The following is an 18,162-nucleotide window of genomic DNA, read 5'->3' as shown; positions in this document are numbered from 1 at the left end:
ATCTATCCCGCCGTTTGCAAATGTGTTGGAGCTTCGGCACGTGCCTTGTGATCGGCACCAAAATGTGTCCAGTCGGCCGGGCCGGGTTCAAAACCCAACCGGCGCACCAGGGACGGAACCTGCCGCGTATCCAGTTCAAAGTGCTCCTTGCGGCGGCTGACCGTCGGAACGGCGGCAATGAGCCTTTGTGTGTAGGAATGCTGCGGATTTGCCAGCACCGCGGCGGCGCGGCCGATTTCAACAATCTGTCCGGCATACATCACGGCAATCCGGTGGGCGATACGCTCGACAACGGCCATATCATGCGAGATGAACAGATAGGCCAAGTTGAACTCCCGCTGCAGGTCCACCAGCAGTTCCAGGACCTTGGCCTGCACAGACACGTCCAACGCCGAAACAGCTTCATCGAGGACCACAACGGCTGGATTCAGCATCAGCGCCCGGGCAATGCACAATCGCTGGCGTTGACCGCCGGAGAATTCATGCGGATAGCGGTCAAGACTGTTGATCGGCAGGCCGACACGTTCGATCAGCATGGACATTCTTTCGCGCGTCCGGCCATCGAGCCGCCCGCCTGCGGCGATCACCGGTTCCGCAAGAATGCTCTCAACGGAGAGCCGCGGATTGAGCGAGGCATAGGGATTCTGGAAAACCATCTGCACCGGCCGCTGGCTTCGCCGCGCGGAGGTTTCCTGCGTGATGGCAGAAAACGTTCCGCGCGTGGACTTTGTCAGGCCCAGAATGGCGCGCGCCGTCGTTGATTTCCCCGAACCGCTTTCACCAACGATTGCCAGCGTTTCCCCAGGCATCAGATCAAAATCCACACCCTCTACCGCGTGAACCGCACCGGCTGGGCGGCGAAAAATACCCGACGTAACCGGAAACCGCACCGTAAGACCGTCAACCCTGAGGGCTGGGACGGCCGGCGCCGCCTCACTGCTGCGCTTGCCGTCGGTACGCGCTGCCTGCCCGCTGGCGAAATGCGGGACGGCGTGCAGGAGATGTTGCGTATAGGGATGTTGCGGGCGATCGAGTATCTGGTTCAACTCCCCTTGTTCCACTGCCAGCCCGTTCTGCATCACCATGACCCTGTCAGCAATTCCCGCGACCAGACCAATGTCATGCGTGATGAAGATCATCGACATCCCGGTTTCCCGCTTCAATTCTGCAAGAAGCGCCATGATCTGTGCCTGCACGGTGACATCCAACGCCGTCGTGGGCTCATCGGCAATCAGCAGACGGGAGTTGCATGCCAAAGCCGTTGCTATCATCACGCGCTGGAGCATGCCACCGGACAGCTGGTTCGGATAATAGTTCAAGCGTCGCAAAGCGTCGGGAATCCGCACGCGATCGAGCGCATCCTTTGCCGCCGCATGCGCCTGCTTTCCGGTTAAGCCCCGATGGAGACGAAAGGACTCTTCAATCTGAGAGCCTATGGAAAGCACGGGGTTGAGCGATGTCATCGGTTCCTGAAAAATCATGCCGATTTCAGCGCCGCGCACTTTTGTCAGCTGCAGTTCCGTCGCGGCTGTCAGGTCCAAAATACTGTTGTCCGCCCGTGTCAGCTTTATGGAACCGGAGACGATGCGGCCTCCGCCGAAATCAACGAGACGATTGATCGACAGCACCGTGACTGACTTTCCGGAACCGCTCTCGCCGACGATGGCCAGTGTTTCGCCGGCGGCCACATCAAAGCTTACGCCGCGCACAACCGGATTGATTTCAGGGTCGCGGCCGAAGCCGACGCGCAGATCACGGACAGAGAGGAACGGGCTCATGGGTTTGACCTCCGCATTCTCGGATCAAGGATATCGCGCAGCGCATCACCGAGCAGGTTGAAACCAAGGATGCTCACCATGATTGCAAGGCCGGGGAAGATCAGCAGCCATGGGGCTGTCTCCATCAGATTGCGGCTATCGCTGAGCATCAGACCGAGCGACGATGCGGGCGGCTGGGTGCCGAGCCCAAGGAAACTCAGTCCCGCTTCCGTCAGGAGAGCCCATGCCAGCGCCAGGGTGATCTGAACCGTCAGCGGCGCCACCAGATTGAGCAGGAGATGCCGCGTCAGGATATATGTGCGACTGCTGCCGAAGGTGCGCGCCGCGTCAACGAAATCACGCGCCTTCAGCGACAGGGCTGGGCCGCGCACGACACGGGTGAATATGGGCGTGTAGACAATCCCGATCGCCACAATACTGGTCCAGGTTCCCGGTCCGACAATGGCCACGACCAAAAGGGCGAGAAGAATGGCTGGAAATGCCAGCAACACATCCATCAGGCGCATGATGATGCCGTCCATCCGATGGCCGAACCATGCCGCGGCCAGGCCAAGGACAGTTCCCGCGAGCGATGCAAAGGCAACCGACAGGAAGGCGACGGTAAAGGACTGCCCCACCCCGCGCATGAGACGGCTGGCGACATCCCGGCCAAACAGGTCGGTGCCCATCCAATAGGTGATAGTGGGAGAGTGCAGACGGTCCAGGCGGTTCTGCATCAAGGGGTCATGCGGTGTGAAGCCCATGAGGCCGAGCAAGGCGATCACGAGGTAGAGCATGACGATGATCCCGCCTATTCTGCCGCTTGTGTGTCCAAAGATGGCGCGGAGAATGCGCATTACCGTTCTCCCAAACGAATACGGGGATCGAGCGCCGAATAGGCAAGGTCGACCAGAAGATTGACGACCATGAAGTTGAAGGCAATGAACAGCACGCTTCCCTGCAGCAGGGCATAATCCCGCTGCAATATCGCGTCGAGAACCACGCGTCCCAATCCTGGCAGCGCATAAATCTTCTCGACCAGAACGGCGCCGCCCAGCAGATAACCGAATTCCATACCGCTGAGGGTGACGACCGGGATGAGCGCGTTCGGCAGCGCGTGCCGCCAGATGACACTGCGCGCCGGCGCACCCTTGCTGCGTGCGGTCCTCACATAATCATCGCTCAGAACATCGAGCATGGCCGAGCGGGATATGCGGGTGACGGAAGCGGCAAATGCCAATCCAAGCGTGATGGCCGGAAAGATCAACTGGCTGAGGTTACGCAGCGGGTCCTGCCAGAAGGGCGAAAACTCCCCCATTGTCGGCAGCGCGCCGAAGCCGACGGACAGCACGTAGATAATCAGAAGGCCAACAACGAAGCTCGGTGTGGACTGGCCGATCATGGCAAAGATGCGCACTGCCAGATCGGATGGTCTGCCATTGTGGGTTGCTGCGAACACTCCTGCCGGAAGACCAACCGCAAGCGCGATGATCATGGAAAGAAAAGCCAGCTCCAAAGTCAGGGGAAAGCGATCCAGTATCACGTCGAGAACCGGTTTTCCGTAGGCGACCGAGATACCCAGATCGCCGCGGAAAAGCCCGAGCAGCCAGTGCCAGTATTGAACGAGCCAGTTCTGGTCGAGGCCGAAATAGGCCGTCAACGCCACACGCTGCTGCGGTGTCAGTAACCCGGCCTCCGTACCCAGCATTGCCGTGATGGAGTCGCCGGGAACGAGACGGATCGCAACGAACACAAGTATTGAGACGCCGATCAAAACCAGCGGAAACGTCACCAGACGCCGTGTAAGATAACCCATCCAGAAACGTCTCCGGGTAAGAAGTGATCGGCGATCCCGGCCCAGCTATTGCTGAACGGTCACCTTGCTGAGGCCGAAAAGCGAACCGATGGGCGTTCCAGTGAAGCCCTGGACACTCTTCTGCTGTGCCGTATAGCTGTAGGAGGTATAGAGCCAGATCCACGGAGACATCTCCGCCAGATGTTTTTCGAAATCACTGAAAATGACCTTGCGCGCTGCGGGATCGGTCTCGGCGCGGCCCTTCTGCATGAGGCCATCCAGGGTATCGTCGATGTAATTTGCGACCTTCTGCAGGTTTCCAGTCTTGGTCCAGTAGCGGCTGTACATCGAATAGGGATCAGCACTGCCGCCATTCAGGGCAACAGCCATGTCGAAATCACCTTTCAGCCATGTATCGACATAGACATTCAATTCCATGACCTTGATATCGAGTTTGACGCCGATTTCGGCCAACTGCGACTGAATGATCTGCGCTTCTGCGGCGGCCGTTGGCGGTTCGCCGGTTGCCGCGATGACCGTAGCCGAGAATCCCTTCGCATATCCTGCGTCGGCCATGAGTTTCTTGGCTTTCTCGACATCCCGCTTGTAACAGAACAGACTATTGGGATCGGTTGCAAAGGATGGTGTTGTTATCGGGCCTGTCACCTTGCCTTCCCCCAGCGAAGCAGTATCGAGAACTTCCTTCCGATCGATGGCACAGGAAATGGCCTGCCGCACCGCAAGTTCGGTCATTGGCTTGCGCGACGGATTAAGCTGCAGCACGTGATAGGCAAGAACCGGCGCACGATTGAGAACAAGGCGATCCTCGCGCGGTATGAGCGTTGCGATCAATGGATCATTCAGCAGCGCAAAATCGATCTGGCCGGTGCGCATGGCTGCCAGGATCGCTGTCTCATCGGGAAGAACACTGATGTTGATGCCCTCGATACCGGTTGCGCCTCCCGCCCACATTTTGTTGGCAACCAGTATCTCGCGGGAATTCGGGTCCCACTTCTCAAGCTTGAAGGGCCCGGAGCCAACCGGCGTCGTGTTGATCGCCCCTTTTGCAATCTCGCCTGCGGAAACGATGGCCGCATTCAGATTTGTCATCGCCGTCAGAATTGGCACGTCAGGCTGAGAAAGATGAAAGACCACCGTGTGAGGATCGACAGCATCGATACTGGCAATCGACAAGAAGTTGGCCCGCGCCACCGCTCCGGTCGCCTCATTGAGTATACGCTCAAATGACGCCTTCACATCCGCCGAGGTGACTGGCTCGCCGTTCTGGAATTTTGCATTCGGATTGAGCTTGAAGGTCAATTCCGTACCATTGGACGAAAATTGCCAGGAATCGGCAACAGCCGGAACAATCTGCAGATTGGCATCCAGGCGTACGAGCGGCTCATAAATGAGCTCAAGCAGCCTTATGGAGGAGAAAGCTGTCTGCTTGTGCGGATCGAGCCCCGTCGCGTCCTGCGACCAGGCCATGCGCAGCGTTGCCGCGCTTGCTGGCGAACCAACCATCGCCGCGCCAAGGGCTGCAGCTATTGCAAGACAAGAAACCAGTTTCGCTGTTGAACGCCTTTTCATTTTTCTTTTTCCCTCTGGAGCTATTTTGAGCGGCCTTATGGACGCTTGATTCGTTTTACTTCCGGCGGAACCGGCATAGTCCTACACCGGCTTTGCATTTATCGCTTTTCGCAGAAAACCTCCTGCATCTTTTAGCGCCACCCGCGCTTTTTCCACGTCCATTCCCGTTTTGACCATCAATATCGCCAGTTTCACATCATTGTCTGTCTGATCGAGAGCCTGGCGCGCCTGCCCCGTGCTACAACCGGTTGCCTGCATGACAATCCGGGACGCCCTGGCCACGAGTTTTTTGTTGCTTGCATGAACGTCTACCATGAGATTCTGATAGCTCTTGCCGATCCTTATCATGCTGGCCGTCGTCAGCATGTTGAGAATGAGCTTCTGCGCGGTGCCGGATTTCAATCGGGTCGATCCGGTCAGAACCTCCGGGCCGACGACAGGAGAAATTGCGATATCGGCAATTCCGGCAATAATTGAATCCGGGTTGCAGGACAAGGCAATGGTCGCAGCCCCCAGCTGTTTGGCATAGTTCAATCCGCCGATCACATAGGGCGTGCGTCCGCTGACGGCGATACCGACAACCACATCCTGCGCCGTCAGGCCGATGTCCCGCAGCGCTTGTTCACCCTTGTGCGGATCGTCTTCGGCGCCCTCTATGGCCCTGACCATCGCTTCGGGCCCGCCGGCGATCAGCCCGACAACCAGGCCTTCGGGCACACCGAATGTCGGCGGGCATTCGGAAGCATCCAGAACTCCCAAACGGCCGCTGGTTCCCGCGCCCATATAGATCAGTCTCCCCCCGGCCTGAAAGGCAGTGACGACCCGGTCAACCGCCGCGGCGATATGGGGAATGACTTTCTCGACAGCCGATGGCACGCCTTTGTCTTCATCATTGATCTTCTGCAAAATATCAGCCGTTGGCAGAAGATCGATCTGCATTGTCTGCGGATTTCGGCCCTCGGAGACCAGTTTTTCCAACTCGGATATCAACGTCTGCTCAGTCATTGGCCAACTTTCGGGGAACTGTTTTATGAAAATGCGATACCGCGAAGGGCCATGAGATGGCATCGTCCGCGCATTGCATGAATTGTCTATTCCGCATCCGGAATGCGGCTGCTCGCTCCCTGCTGCTACAGTTCCCCTTCTTTTTATATTAACTTTTTATGATTTATTATTCCTATTGTCAACATAAGTTTGGAATTATATATTCCTAATCAAGCGCGCTTGCCCATTGGCGGAAACTTGCAGGCATCCGCCTTCTGCGAGCGCCCGGCCGTGACTAGGCGGCGCTTACCGATAACAATGATGGGCAATGGTTGTCTGAAGTCTCAACGCGATTTTCTCGCGAGAATGATCGCACCTGAAACCGCATCGCCATCAGCTGGTTTAAGGCGCCGGCGAATATCCGGAGCAAGCCATGGTTCCAGCGGCGTCGACAGCCCGCCGAGAAGCGTGACGCGGGGCGCACCCTTTTCGATCAAGGCGCGGACAATGGAGTCAATCTGTTCGGCCGCTCCCTGAACCAGACGCCGCCCCACCACGTCACCCTGATCCGCATGACGCATTACCATGGGTGCGAGCACCGCATAATCGGTCGCCGTCGCGCGATCCATCCATGCAACCACCTCCACCGGGTCATTCTGGAACCGCTGCATCACTTCGCTCAGCAATGCGCTCTGCTCGTGGCGGCCATCAAATGCCCGCAAAGCGAATTGGACAGCTTTCAAACCCAGGTCCGCACCGCTGCCCTCATCGGATATTGGAAAGCCATAACCGCCAACCCGCAGATCGCGCCCCCCGGCAAAACCGAGGCCGATGGAGCCCGTTCCGGCAATGACAATCGCGCCATCCTCGCCGGAGTGAGCCCCCAGACAGGCCGCAACGCCATCGCTCGTGAAAGCGATGCTGGCAAACGGATGAGGGATCGCCCGAAGCGCCTCAAGCGCGCCTTTGCGGCCAATGCCGGCAAGACCGATACCGGCATGTATGCGTGCGGTTTCCCGCTCCGTGAAATCGGCTTCCGCTATTGCCGAGGCAAAGGCGCTGGCGACGGAAGCCCAGGCTGCGTCCACGCCCAGACGGGTCGTCGCGGGACCGGAGAGGCCCTGACCAAGGATCGTACCAAAGCCGTCTTCAATGCGGGCGCGGCAGCCCGTGCCGCCGCCATCGACGCCAAGGAAAAACGGCTTTTCATGCATGGCGTCACTCATGAGCTGATCCGCTCGATATCCGCGCCACAGAGACGAAGCTTGCGATCCAGCTGCTCGTAGCCGCGATCCAGGTGATACACCCGGTTGATGATCGTCTCACCGTCACAAACGAGCCCTGCCAGAACGAGCGAGACGGACGCCCGCAAATCCGTCGCCATGACCTGCGCACCGTGCAGCGGTTCCCCGCCGCGCACCAGCGCAGTCGTTCCCTGCAATGTTATGTTTGCTCCCAGACGCATGAGCTCCGGGACATGCATGAAGCGGTTTTCGAATATGGTTTCGCGCAGCAGCGATGCACCCTGGCTCCGGCACGTCAATGCCATGAACTGGGCCTGGAGATCCGTCGGGAATCCCGGATAGGGCTCCGTGGTAATGTCAACGGCCTTCAGCGGCCCCTCCCGCGATACAATCAGGCCCCGGTCGCTGGGCCAGACGCTGACGCCGGCCGCTTCAAGCGCCTGTACAACCGAAGCGAGATGTTCCAGACGGGCGTGGGTCAGCTCAAGCTGGCCGCCGGTGATGGCCGCCGCGATTGCGTAGGTGCCCGCCTCTATCCTGTCAGGGATGATAGCGTGCCGGGCGGCGCGCCAGGTCGTATCACCTTCCACAAGGATCCGGTGTGTTCCGGCACCTTCGATGCGGGCTCCCATCGCATTGAGGCAAGCGGCGAGATCAACCACTTCCGGTTCGCGTGCCGCATTGAGGATTTCCGTTTCACCTTTTGCTGCGGTGGCCGCCATCATGGCCGTTTCGGTTGCCCCCACGGATGGAGAACTGAGAACGATACGGGTTCCACGCAGCGAACCTTGCGCAGATGCAACAATGACGCCGTTCTCGATGGCAATATCGGCTCCAAGCGCGGCAAGTGCGCTGACATGCATGTTGACCGGCCGCGCACCAATCGCACATCCGCCCGGCAGCGAAACCCTGGCATGCCCGAAGCGGGCAAGCAGTGGTCCGAGAACCAATATGGTTGCGCGCATCCGCCTGACGGTGTCATAGGATGTTTCTTTCGACACGACAGCGCTTGTATCGATGATTGCCGCATGCGGTGACCGGTCAATGCGCGCGCCGTGAAGCTGCACCACGCCCAGCATGTTCTCGACATCATTGACAGCAGGCAGATTGGTCAGTTCCAGCGGATAGGGGCTCAGCAGCGCCGCGGCGATTTGCGGAAGCGCCGCGTTTTTGGCGCCGGAAATCGTGACCGCACCTTCCAGTCTGTTTCCCCCGATGATCCGTAATCTATCCATGATAACCACTGCCTGATCCGAGGAGCATGAAAACAGGGCAGGCCTTGTGACCGCCCTCACGACCCGTGGACAGCCATCCGGCACTGATTGCGCGGCCGCCACGGCGATGTACAAAAACTAATTGATCATTCCACCATGTCAATTGATTTAGGAATATATTATTCTATGCCTGAGTGTTGGCGCGCGCCGCGTTTATCCGGCCTGCCTCTTGCGCGGTTGCCAGGAGTAGCCAGTGCTTTGAATTGACGGTAGGTATGTCATTTGAGCGAGCCTGAAGGCTCCGATTATTCCAGCGGTCCGCGCTCAGGCGCGTGCTGAACTGCCAACGTGCAAAGGAACGCATGTCTATACTGCAGAAAATCAATGCACAGTTGGACTCCATGGCGCCTGCCGATCGCCAGATCGGGCAGTTCATCATCGACAACCCCGATCAGATGCTGCGGCTGTCGTCTGCTGCTCTGGCGGTGGAGACGGGCCGGAGCCAGTCCAGCGTCGTGAAATTCAGCCAGAAGCTCGGCTATGCCGGTTATATGGAGCTGAAGCTCGCCGTCAGCGAAGCCAAGGCGCAGGAATGGACGGCCCCGGCGGGAATGATCCACGGCACGATCGAAATAGGCGACAGCTATCTCGTCATCCTGCAGAAACTGATCGGCAGCAAACAATTGTCGATGCAGCAGACGGTTGCCGTCAACAATGAAAAAGACATCGGCATCGCTTTGGAAATCCTGCGCAAGGCCCGGCGTATTCACATGGCGGGCGTGGGTGCGTCCTCGCTGGTGGCGCGCGATTTTGCCTATAAGCTGATGAAGCTCGGGCGCAACGTGCTGCACGACAGTGATAGCCATGTCCAGATGGCCAACGCTTCCACGCTTGGCCCCGACGACGTCCTGTTCGCTCTCTCCTATTCGGGCGACAGTATCGAGACGTTGCGGATTGCAGAACTTGCCAGCCAGCGCGGCGCGACCGTCATTGCCGTGACTGGCCTGAAGGACAATCCGCTGAGCCGCGTGGCGAACATCCGGCTTTACACCTTTGCCGATGAAGAGCGCGTCCGCTCTTCATCCATCACCGCGAGAGATGCGCAACTGACGCTCACCGATCTGTTGTTCATCCTGCTCATTCAGGGGCAATCAGATGCCCATGAATATATCCACAACAGCGAAGTGGCGGTTTCCGTTCTCAAGGCTGAGCATCCCTAGCGATCCTCGACAGCCCATTCATACCGACATCCGTTTCGGTTACGAAACAGCCTGTATTGCCCTGATCCTGTCGAGGCCTCCCACAACGGGAGCAAACTGCTCCCATACCCCCTGCGCGCCGCTTTCCCACGCCGCACGATTTTCCGGCTGGAGAATTTTACCCCCATGATCCCCGGCGGCTTTCATCGATCCGGTTTCGTCCTCGACGATCAATTGGCTGAAATAATCGGCGCCGGCGGCTGACGCTTCAAGGAAGACCTGCTTCTGCTCAACGTTAAGGCCGCTCCAGAACGCCGCCGAATAATAGACGACGCCGGATGCCCAGACATGGCCTGTCTCGGTCAGATAGGGCACGACTTCGTACAGCTTGAAACCCGCATAGGCCGATTTCGTCAGATCCATTGCGTCGGCAACGCCCGTTGACAGGGCATTGTAGGTTTCAGTGATGGGGATACCGATGGGCGTGGTGCCGAATGCCGCCCAGAGCTTGGTATGCAGAGGGCTCTGGATAACGCGGATCCGCTTGCCCTTGAGCTGCTCCGGTCGCGTGACAGGTTCCTTGGTCAGGAGGTGGCGCGCGCCGTAGTTGATATAGCCGCCGACGACAAAATTCTGCGCAAGAAGCTTCTCCTTGAGCCCCGTTCCCACATCTCCCTGCACGACTTTGCGCACATGCCCGGCATCGCGGAAGAGAAACGGCAGATCGAGAATCTGCAACTCGGGCACCCAGCCGGAAAGCCATGACACCGTTGACTGGCTGGCCTGGATCGAGCCGAGCCGCACGCCTTCCGCAACTTCCTTCTCGCCCCCGAGCGCGCCATTCCTGACGATGTTGAACTTGAACTGGCCGGGCAGTTTCGCTTCGACGAGGTCGCGAATTTTGAACCATATCCTGGTTTCCGGTTTGTCATCGCCAAACAGAGAGGCAACGGTAATCGTTCGGGTTTGAGCGGCGGCACGGCCGACAAGCGCTGGGGCAGCAAGCAATGCCGTTCCAGCGACGGCGACGGATTTGATGAAGGTACGGCGATGCATGATCATTGGATGGCTTCCTGATTTCTAGAAAATGATGGCCCAGGCGCAGATGATCGCCAGAGCTACAAGCAGTGCGAAGAGATAGGGAACAACAGCGCGAAACAGCGCCGATGCCGGCAGACGCGTGACACCGCTGACGACAAAGATCAGCATGCCGAGCGGCGGCGTCAGCCCATGGATCATCAGATTGACGACGATGATCACGCCGAAATGAACGGGATCGATACCGGCCGCCACTGCGGCAGGGAGCAGGATCGGGCCAAACAGAAGTATTGCAGCCCCGATATCGAGCACCAGACCGACGACGAGCAAAATGAGATTTGAAAGCAGAAGCACGGCAATTGCACTTCCGCCGAGCGCGGAGGTCAGGTTTGAGATAAGTCCGGAAACATCGTCCACCGCCAGCAGGAATGCAAACGGCCCCGCGGTTCCAATCAGCAGTCCGATGGCCGAAGCTTCCGTCGCCGCCTGTCGGAACGCGCTGAAGAGCGAACCGAACCGCAGACGCGCCCCGATCCCGAGAAGCAGGGTATAGATCGCCGCAAGCGCCGCCGCTTCCGTCGTCGTGACGACGCCCATGCGGATACCGACAACGACGATGATGCCGAGGCCAAATGCCGGAATTGCGCCGATGGCGGCATTCCAGCGTTCTGCCCTGCCCGCACGCGGTTGCGGCTGTTGCTCGCGAACGGTGAGGTGGATGGCAACTGCAAGACAGACGGCCATCACACCACCGGCAAAAAAACCGCCGACAAGCAGCGAGCCCACCGAGAGATTGGTCGCCGCGGCCAGGATCAGGAATGCGACGGACGGCGGTATGATGTTGTCGAGAACAGAGGTGGAGGCGATGATGGCGGCAGCCTGGGCCGGCGGGTAACCGCGCTTGACCAGTTCGGGCTGGAATGTCGATGCACCAAAGGCCGCATTGGCAACCGATGAACCGGACGCACCGGAAAACAGCACGCTGGTCAAAAGTGTCGTCTGCGCCAATCCGGCGCGGCGATGGCCGACAAGCGCAGATGCAAACCGCACCAACTGATTGGCAACACCCGATGCGGTCAGCAATCCGCCGGCCAGTAGGAAGAACGGAATGGCCAAGAGCAGAAATTTTGACATTCCGGTGACGGTAGAGGCGACAACGGCGGGCTCGGGCAATGTACTGCCAAAGGCAATCACGACATAGGCTGCCGCAAGAAACGCGTGCGGCAGCGGCGCAGCCACGACCAGACCTATGGCGGCGATCAATCCCAGAACGATGCTTGGAGGCCAGTTGAAACCCAGATCAAGGTGCGGAACAGCAAAGTAAAGGGCGGCCCCGATCATGCCGGCCGTGACAATCTGCACCGCTTTGCCGTCTGCCAAGCGTTGCAGCAGCACAGCGGCAAGCAACAATGAGCCGCCCGCGCCGAGGAAGCCGAACCGTATCCACTCCGGCAGCCCCAATGTCGGTGAAACGCCGCCGAGCATTGTCATGATCTCGCTGCCGCCGAAGCTCAGGATAAGTCCGGTCAAGACGGTAAAAATATCGGCGATGGCATTGGCAACAATCCTGCCGGATGGAGGCAACAGATTGGCAAAGACGTCAAGCCGCATGGCCAGGGCGCTGTTCAGGCTGAGAGGCGCACCGAAAGCGATGAGCGCAACGTGCAGCCACACCGACAGATCCTCCGATCCCATGAAACCGGCGCTGAAGACGTACCGCAGCACGACTGTTGCCAGGACAACCGCGAGCAAGATGGCGAGCAAAGCGGCACAGAGCCAGCCAAGCACGGCCTCCAATCGCTTGAGCAGTTGGCTTGAAATCCGGGCTAGCCCTTCACCGGGCAGAGGTTCTGTGGTCTCGATAAGGGTCACGTATCTGTCTCTTTCGCTCAAGTGGCAAAAACTTATGCGGATTTGGCACTGCCCAGGTCTTTGTCGAACAATGTCGACCAGGTGAAATGTTTCGCCTGCGAAACCTCTCGCGTCACGTCGAGACGCGGCAATACGAGTTCGCCGAAGCGATATGCCTCTTCCAGTAGCGGCATCCCGGAGAGAATGAACGTGTCGACGCCTGCCTGCCTGTAAGCGTCCATCGTCCGCAGAACGGTATCGGGAGAACCAACAATGGCGGTCCCGGGCCCTGGGCGGACGAGGCCGATTCCGGCCCACAGATTGGGCGCTATTTCGAGATCGCGCAGATCGTCCGGTTTGTGGCCGCCATGCAGCGCGCTCATGCGTTGCTGACCGACGGAATCGCTCTTGGAAACAAATCGCTGGTTGGCAGCGATTGCAGCGGCATCCATACGCGCATAGAGATCATTGGCCGCATCCCACGCCCTGGCGTCGGTCTCCCGTACGATGACGTAGAGCCTGATCCCATATTCGAGCGTCCGGCCGAGCCGGGCCGCCCGCTCCTTGACCGCGTCGATCTTCTGCCTGATCTGGTCGGGTGTTTCGCCCCAGGAGAGGTATACGTCGACATGCTTGGCTGCAACGTCGAGCGCCTTGTCGGACGAACCGCCGAACCAGAGTGGCGGCGGGGCGATGCCGGTTCCAACGGGAAGGGCGAGTTTGGCACCCTCCGTTGAAAAATACTTGCCCTGATGGGTCACGCTTTCGCCGGCAAAGAGCCGATGCCACAGGGTGAGATATTCGTCCGCCATGTCATAACGCTGGTCGTGCGGCAATGTCATGCCATAGGCACCCAGCATTTTGGCATCGCCCGAGACAACATTGACGAGCAAGCGGCCGCGCGAAAATTCCTGGAACGTTGCCGCCATTTTGGCCAGCAGCGTTGGCGCAATCAGACCGGGATGCACCGCCACCAGAAATTTCATGCGCTCGGTATAGGGAAGAAGCGCACCCGCCAGCACCCAGACATCGTGAGCTCCGGTTGCAAAAAGTGCTCCGGTATAGCCGAGATGATCATAGGCCTGCGCCAATTGCCGGTAATAGCCGTAGTCGACCTGACGCGAACCTTCCGGCTGCCAGGGATAGACACCATCCGGTGCGCACATGTACCAAAGTACGTTCATGACATTCTCCTCCGCTCAGACGCTGCGGGCCAATTGTCCAAGGCGGACGGGGTTCTTGAAATATCCATGGCGATACAGGGTATCGGCCTCTTCCTGCTGCTCAGCGATGATGTCCGCATCGGCCGCCACAACGCTGAAATCCCGGGAACGAACCACGCGCTCCCACGCATCAAGGTCGGCATCGCCGGCGCCGTTCGCGACAAGCCGTTCGGCAGCAATGCGCGTATCCGCTGCCACCTCGCGGCCGATACGGGATAATTCCGCGACAATCCGCTGACGCGTTTCCCGGGACAGCCGGCGATCGTCCGTCGTCCAGAACAGGGAGCGGTTGGGAATTGTCGAGCCGCAGCGCGCAATCAGACGAATGTCGCTGCGTTCCATCGCCTTTTCCAGACGTGGCGCCATGGCAATCCAGGCATCCACACGTCCTTCAAGCAGGGCTGGCAATGATTCTGCGGCCCCCGTCTCAAGGCGGCTGACATCCGGCAGCCGCAGCCCTTCGCCTTCAAGGGCTCGCGCCAGAAGATAGGTGTGAAACGAGCCATCGATCAGGGAAATGCGTTTTCCCCTTAGATCGGCAATGGAACGGATCGGGCTGTTCCTGGCAACGAAAATACCGCCATTGGCTGGCCGCGGCGCGGATGCAGCGATGTAGGTGACATTCCAGCCAGACGCTTCGGCAGCAATCGGCGGCGTCGATCCGGTGCCACCAAAATCAATCTGACCATTGCCGATCAGTCTGATGGTATCACGGCCTTCGTTGTAATTGACGAACTCCGGCTCAAGCCCCGAAAAAGCATCGGGCCAGGCCTGCGCGAGACGCAAGTGCAAATTGCTCGGATGAACGCCGATTTTCATGCTGATGTTCCAATTGGGTTGAAATGACTGCTGAAAACAATTTATATTTTTATATATTGTTCAGGAAAGGCAGCCATCCCAATTCACGCAGAGCGGCGAGACAAGATTTCCAATGGCTGGGGAAAAGAGAGAACAATTTTGCATTCTTGCCGGAGGCTGGTTTTGCGCATTGAAAGCGAAGACACCTCAATCTATCTTTTTATAAATGATGAGGGACACCAGTCATGGCAAAAGCGATTTCGTCCAAACTCTGCCGCAGCGTGGGAGATGCAAGCGAGCTGCTCAAGCACATTGCCAATCCCAACCGCCTTTCGATCGTGTGCTATCTGATGGAAGAGGAAAGCTCCGTGTCACATCTTGAGGAGGAACTCGGCATTCGCCAGCCCACACTTTCCCAGCAGTTGAGCGAATTGCGTGATGCCGGCATTATTGAAGGGCGGCGTGACGGCAAGACCATTTACTACCGTGTCGCCGACCGCAGGATTGAAAGACTGGTGCAGACACTGCGCGACCTTTTTTCCGGGCTGGATGATGTTACCGGCAAGCATTCCATGAAAAATTCCGGCGGCCTCCCCGTCGATGAAATGATGTTCGACTGAAGCCGCCGTGATTGACCTCTACACATGGATCACCCCTAACGGATTGAAGGTTGCCATCGCGCTGGAGGAGTTCGGGGTGCCCTACCGCATCCATTCCATCGACATCACCAAGGGAGAACAGTTTGGCGCCAGCTATCTCGATATCAATCCCGGCGGGAAAATACCCGCGATCATTGACAATGAAACCGGTATCAAACTCACGGAATCGAGCGCAATTCTGCTCTATCTGGCGGAAAAGACCGGAACGTACCTGCCGCATAAGGGTGTTCTGCGCGTACAAACCCTGGAGTGGCTGATGTGGCAGACCGGCGGACTGGGGCCGACGCTGGGGCATGCGCATCACTTCCTGACCTACCACGAGGGGGAAGCCCCGTTCGCAGAGGATCTTTTCCGCAACGATACCCGCCGTCTCTACGGAACATTGGACGCGCGACTGGCTGACCGGCCTTATCTGGCCGGCAACTATTCGATAGCCGATATGGCGGCGTGGCCGTGGGTTTCACGTTTCACGCGTCACAAAATCGATCTGAATGATTATCCCCACGTGAAACGGTGGTATCTTCATATCGCGGAACGGGAAGCCGTCCAGCGCGGCTATCGCGTGCCGCATTTCACGGGAGCGGTGCCGCTGCCCTGATACGGCGATCACGCCAAATTGCCAACCTGCTCCATGCTGGACACAGGGGACGGCGACTTGACCCGGGGGAAATCATAACCGTTCACCTTGGATGTCTTGTATCCCGCCCCGACCAGCGCCTCGGCAACCTTGACGGCTGCCGTGACGCCGTCAATGACGGGAATACCGGTCGCGGCGCTGAGCCGGTCACACAACAGGGACATGCCGGCACAGCCAAGAACGATCGCTTCCGCGCGGTCTTCCTGCTTCGCCTTGCCGATCTCCATCACAAGCAGACGCTCTGCCTCGACCGGGTCTTCATCCAGTCCCAGCACCGGCAGATTGATGGCGCGCACATTGCGGCAATGGTGGTTCGCGCCGTAAGCGCTGACCAGATCTTCGATGATCGGGATGGAGCGGGGCAATGTCGTGATCACCGTGAAGCGCCGGCTGATGGTCATCGCGACCTGTATGGCCGCCTGGCAGATGCCGATCACCGGACCCCGCGCAATCTCCCGCGCCGCATGCAAGCCGGGATCATCGAAGCAGGCAATGACATAGGCGTCCACACCTTGCGCCTGCCCTTTGCGAATCTCGGAAAGCATCGCCGGAACAGCCATGGCTTCGTCGGCCCCGCCCTCGATGCTCACCGGCGTATCCACGGGGTTAACCGCGGTAATGCGCGTTGTCGGATAGGCCACCCGGACGGCACTTTCCAGAACCTGGGAAGTCATGGACGCGGTGGAATTTGGATTGATGAGAAGAATATGCACGGTCGAGTTCCTTCAGCGCCACTCAGTCGCGGCGGGATTTGATAAAATCGGCAATTGGCGGAGGCGCCAGAACGAACTGTCGATCGGAGGTGATGTAGTTATCGGCGTGGAGTCGGGCGATGGGTTGATAAACGTCCGGATTGACGTAGCGCCCCTCCGCATCGAGGCAATCACGGCGCACGTGCATGTGGACGACTTCGCCAAGGACAAGCACCCGCTTCGGAAATTCGATCAGGCGCTCGACGCGGCATTCCAGGGCGCAGGGAGCCGTGGCCGCATAGGTGGCATCGATTTGATTGCATGCGGCTGCCTCCAGACCGGCCATTTCCAGTTCGTCCACCTCACTGTCGAAACCCAACCCGCAAATAAGCATCTGCTGCGCCATGCTCATGTCGACCATATTGACGGCAAACTCACCCGTACGGCGGATATTGGCGATCGTGTCTTTCTCTTCCCCCGACGGCCGTGGCTGTACGCCAAGGATCAGAATCGGCGGATCATGCGAGAACACATTGAAGAAGCTCATGGGAGCCGCATTGCTGTGACCGGCGCTTGACCGGGTGGTTACCAGGGCGATTGGCCGCGGGCCGATAAAATTCGTCAGCAGACGATATCGGCTCTCCGGCTCAAGCGCTGTAAAATCAAACTGCATTCCGACTCTCCCGTTTCGCCATATAGTATACAATTAATAGCATTATTGTCTACAATCATGCAGACAAAACGAGTTGACATTTTCCATTTGATCGCGATTGTCTGTCACGATCGGGAGACAGGTACATGACTGAACAAGCAGGGGCTTCAACACAGCAGATTGTTGAACGGGTATGGCTTTCCATTGCCGAGCGCAGGCTTCGACCCGGCGTGCAACTCAAGGAAGGGCAACTGGCGGCGATCTTCGACGTCAGCCGCGCCCGCATCCGCCAGGCACTGGCTGCACTTGAACGGGATGGACTTGTCACGATCATCCCGAACCGCGGCGCATTTGTCTGCCAGCCTTCGGTGGACGAAGCCCGGGATGTCTTTTTTGTGCGCCGTGCGGTCGAACGCTGCATTGTCGAGCGGCTTTGCAAATCAATCTCCAAGGTCAATGTCACGCGGCTGCGAACCCATGTTTCCAAGGAACGAACCGCCAATGCGCAGGATAGCACGACCGATATCATCAAGCTGTCAGGCGGCTTCCATCTCTTGCTTGCAGAGGTCGCGAATTCGGACTTCCTTTTCGCCACGATGCGCGATCTGATCGCAAGAAGTTCCCTCATCACGGCGGTCTACCGCAACACCAACCGCTTCAATTGCGGGCCGGACGAACATGCCGAAATCGTCGACGCAATCGCAAACGGCGATCTTTCCAAAGCAACAGGACTCATGGAACACCACCTTGAGCATGTGGAGTCCGAGCTCGATCTGAGCGAAATCCGTGATCTTCCGCACGATCTGCGCTCGGCGCTCGCCTGAACCGC

At 58.5% G+C, this 18,162-nt stretch carries 17 protein-coding genes; 4 read left to right on the top strand and 13 right to left on the bottom strand.

The genetic code is table 11. The features are described from left to right. Positions 1-2: 2 nt before the first annotated feature. From C5750_RS15930 to murA, 7 genes are all read right to left on the bottom strand, one after another. Positions 3-1,778: an ABC transporter ATP-binding protein gene (locus C5750_RS15930; RefSeq protein WP_105734888.1), complete on the bottom strand. Its 1,776-nt coding sequence runs from the start codon at positions 1,776-1,778 to the stop codon at positions 3-5. Next, the gene (locus C5750_RS15925; protein WP_105734887.1) at positions 1,775-2,614 is read right to left on the bottom strand and encodes an ABC transporter permease; all 840 of its coding nucleotides are present in this window, start codon (positions 2,612-2,614) and stop codon (positions 1,775-1,777) included. The genes C5750_RS15930 and C5750_RS15925 overlap by 4 nt, the downstream gene beginning before the upstream one ends. Continuing rightward, the gene (locus tag C5750_RS15920; protein ID WP_105734886.1) at positions 2,614-3,573 is read right to left on the bottom strand and encodes an ABC transporter permease; all 960 of its coding nucleotides are present in this window, start codon (positions 3,571-3,573) and stop codon (positions 2,614-2,616) included. Before C5750_RS15920 ends, C5750_RS15925 begins: the two co-directional genes overlap by 1 nt. A gap of 45 nt (positions 3,574-3,618) precedes the next feature. Continuing rightward, a complete protein-coding gene (locus tag C5750_RS15915) occupies positions 3,619-5,142 on the bottom strand; it encodes an ABC transporter substrate-binding protein (RefSeq protein WP_105734885.1) in 1,524 nt (507 codons plus the stop codon). An 81-nt stretch (positions 5,143-5,223) separates the two neighbouring features. Beyond that, on the bottom strand, positions 5,224-6,147 hold the full coding sequence (murQ, locus tag C5750_RS15910; protein WP_105734884.1) for an N-acetylmuramic acid 6-phosphate etherase: 924 nt from the start codon (positions 6,145-6,147) through the stop codon (positions 5,224-5,226). Positions 6,148-6,470: 323 nt separating this feature from the next. After that, positions 6,471-7,352, bottom strand: a complete 882-nt coding sequence (locus tag C5750_RS15905; protein ID WP_105734883.1) for a glucosamine kinase nucleotide-binding domain-containing protein — start codon at positions 7,350-7,352, stop codon at positions 6,471-6,473. Next, entirely contained in the window at positions 7,349-8,605 is a 1,257-nt protein-coding gene (gene murA / locus C5750_RS15900; protein ID WP_105734882.1) for a UDP-N-acetylglucosamine 1-carboxyvinyltransferase, read from the bottom strand. The genes C5750_RS15905 and murA overlap by 4 nt, the downstream gene beginning before the upstream one ends. A gap of 341 nt (positions 8,606-8,946) precedes the next feature. Here murA and C5750_RS15895 point away from each other — a divergent pair, with 341 nt between their 5' ends. After that, the gene (locus C5750_RS15895; RefSeq protein WP_105734881.1) at positions 8,947-9,804 is read left to right on the top strand and encodes a MurR/RpiR family transcriptional regulator; all 858 of its coding nucleotides are present in this window, start codon (positions 8,947-8,949) and stop codon (positions 9,802-9,804) included. 39 nt (positions 9,805-9,843) lie between these two features. Here C5750_RS15895 and C5750_RS15890 read toward each other — a convergent pair whose 3' ends face one another. Genes C5750_RS15890 through C5750_RS15875 form a run of 4 tightly spaced genes read right to left on the bottom strand, consistent with a single transcriptional unit; the run spans position 9,844 to position 14,714 of the window. Next, positions 9,844-10,845 carry a TRAP transporter substrate-binding protein gene (locus C5750_RS15890; RefSeq protein ID WP_105734880.1) on the bottom strand — a complete coding sequence of 334 codons (1,002 nt, stop codon included), beginning with the start codon at positions 10,843-10,845 and terminating at the stop codon, positions 9,844-9,846. An 18-nt stretch (positions 10,846-10,863) separates the two neighbouring features. Then, positions 10,864-12,666 carry a TRAP transporter large permease gene (locus C5750_RS15885; RefSeq protein WP_425350472.1) on the bottom strand — a complete coding sequence of 601 codons (1,803 nt, stop codon included), beginning with the start codon at positions 12,664-12,666 and terminating at the stop codon, positions 10,864-10,866. A 59-nt stretch (positions 12,667-12,725) separates the two neighbouring features. After that, the gene (locus tag C5750_RS15880; protein WP_105734879.1) at positions 12,726-13,856 is read right to left on the bottom strand and encodes an LLM class flavin-dependent oxidoreductase; all 1,131 of its coding nucleotides are present in this window, start codon (positions 13,854-13,856) and stop codon (positions 12,726-12,728) included. Positions 13,857-13,871: 15 nt separating this feature from the next. After that, positions 13,872-14,714, bottom strand: a complete 843-nt coding sequence (locus tag C5750_RS15875; protein WP_105734878.1) for an ABC transporter substrate-binding protein — start codon at positions 14,712-14,714, stop codon at positions 13,872-13,874. 224 nt (positions 14,715-14,938) lie between these two features. On the opposite strand from C5750_RS15875, the gene C5750_RS15870 reads away from it, so the two are divergent. Both C5750_RS15870 and C5750_RS15865 read left to right on the top strand, forming a co-directional pair. Continuing rightward, positions 14,939-15,313, top strand: coding sequence for an ArsR/SmtB family transcription factor (locus C5750_RS15870; RefSeq protein WP_105734877.1), 375 nt, complete (start codon positions 14,939-14,941; stop codon positions 15,311-15,313). Positions 15,314-15,320: 7 nt separating this feature from the next. After that, entirely contained in the window at positions 15,321-15,950 is a 630-nt protein-coding gene (locus C5750_RS15865; RefSeq protein ID WP_105734876.1) for a glutathione S-transferase family protein, read from the top strand. Positions 15,951-15,958: 8 nt separating this feature from the next. Here the strand turns inward: C5750_RS15865 and C5750_RS15860 are convergent, their stop codons facing one another. Beyond that, positions 15,959-16,702: an aspartate/glutamate racemase family protein gene (locus C5750_RS15860; RefSeq protein ID WP_105734875.1), complete on the bottom strand. Its 744-nt coding sequence runs from the start codon at positions 16,700-16,702 to the stop codon at positions 15,959-15,961. A 22-nt stretch (positions 16,703-16,724) separates the two neighbouring features. Continuing rightward, the gene (locus C5750_RS15855) at positions 16,725-17,354 is read right to left on the bottom strand and encodes a flavin reductase family protein (protein ID WP_105734874.1); all 630 of its coding nucleotides are present in this window, start codon (positions 17,352-17,354) and stop codon (positions 16,725-16,727) included. 125 nt (positions 17,355-17,479) lie between these two features. Here C5750_RS15855 and C5750_RS15850 point away from each other — a divergent pair, with 125 nt between their 5' ends. Beyond that, complete coding sequence (locus C5750_RS15850) at positions 17,480-18,157, top strand: GntR family transcriptional regulator (RefSeq protein WP_105734873.1); 678 nt, start codon at positions 17,480-17,482, stop codon at positions 18,155-18,157. Positions 18,158-18,162: the final 5 nt, after the last annotated feature.

Source organism: Phyllobacterium myrsinacearum (assembly GCF_002980555.1).
Classification (GTDB): domain Bacteria; phylum Pseudomonadota; class Alphaproteobacteria; order Rhizobiales; family Rhizobiaceae; genus Phyllobacterium; species Phyllobacterium myrsinacearum.
This window is presented reverse-complemented; position numbering and strand designations above follow the sequence as displayed.

What these genes read in the sequence shown, in the direction of transcription:
- murQ (WP_105734884.1), bottom strand. Translation starts at nt 6,147, where the DNA reads ATGACTGAGCAGACGTTGATATCCGAGTTGGAAAAACTGGTCTCCGAG.
- murA (WP_105734882.1), bottom strand. Translation starts at nt 8,605, where the DNA reads ATGGATAGATTACGGATCATCGGGGGAAACAGACTGGAAGGTGCGGTC.
- C5750_RS15905 (WP_105734883.1), bottom strand. Translation starts at nt 7,352, where the DNA reads ATGAGTGACGCCATGCATGAAAAGCCGTTTTTCCTTGGCGTCGATGGC.
- C5750_RS15895 (WP_105734881.1), top strand. Translation starts at nt 8,947, where the DNA reads ATGTCTATACTGCAGAAAATCAATGCACAGTTGGACTCCATGGCGCCT.
- C5750_RS15880 (WP_105734879.1), bottom strand. Translation starts at nt 13,856, where the DNA reads ATGAACGTACTTTGGTACATGTGCGCACCGGATGGTGTCTATCCCTGG.
- C5750_RS15850 (WP_105734873.1), top strand. Translation starts at nt 17,480, where the DNA reads ATGACTGAACAAGCAGGGGCTTCAACACAGCAGATTGTTGAACGGGTA.
- C5750_RS15890 (WP_105734880.1), bottom strand. Translation starts at nt 10,845, where the DNA reads ATGATCATGCATCGCCGTACCTTCATCAAATCCGTCGCCGTCGCTGGA.
- C5750_RS15915 (WP_105734885.1), bottom strand. Translation starts at nt 5,142, where the DNA reads ATGAAAAGGCGTTCAACAGCGAAACTGGTTTCTTGTCTTGCAATAGCT.
- C5750_RS15930 (WP_105734888.1), bottom strand. Translation starts at nt 1,778, where the DNA reads ATGAGCCCGTTCCTCTCTGTCCGTGATCTGCGCGTCGGCTTCGGCCGC.
- C5750_RS15855 (WP_105734874.1), bottom strand. Translation starts at nt 17,354, where the DNA reads ATGCAGTTTGATTTTACAGCGCTTGAGCCGGAGAGCCGATATCGTCTG.
- C5750_RS15875 (WP_105734878.1), bottom strand. Translation starts at nt 14,714, where the DNA reads ATGAAAATCGGCGTTCATCCGAGCAATTTGCACTTGCGTCTCGCGCAG.
- C5750_RS15870 (WP_105734877.1), top strand. Translation starts at nt 14,939, where the DNA reads ATGGCAAAAGCGATTTCGTCCAAACTCTGCCGCAGCGTGGGAGATGCA.
- C5750_RS15925 (WP_105734887.1), bottom strand. Translation starts at nt 2,614, where the DNA reads ATGCGCATTCTCCGCGCCATCTTTGGACACACAAGCGGCAGAATAGGC.
- C5750_RS15920 (WP_105734886.1), bottom strand. Translation starts at nt 3,573, where the DNA reads ATGGGTTATCTTACACGGCGTCTGGTGACGTTTCCGCTGGTTTTGATC.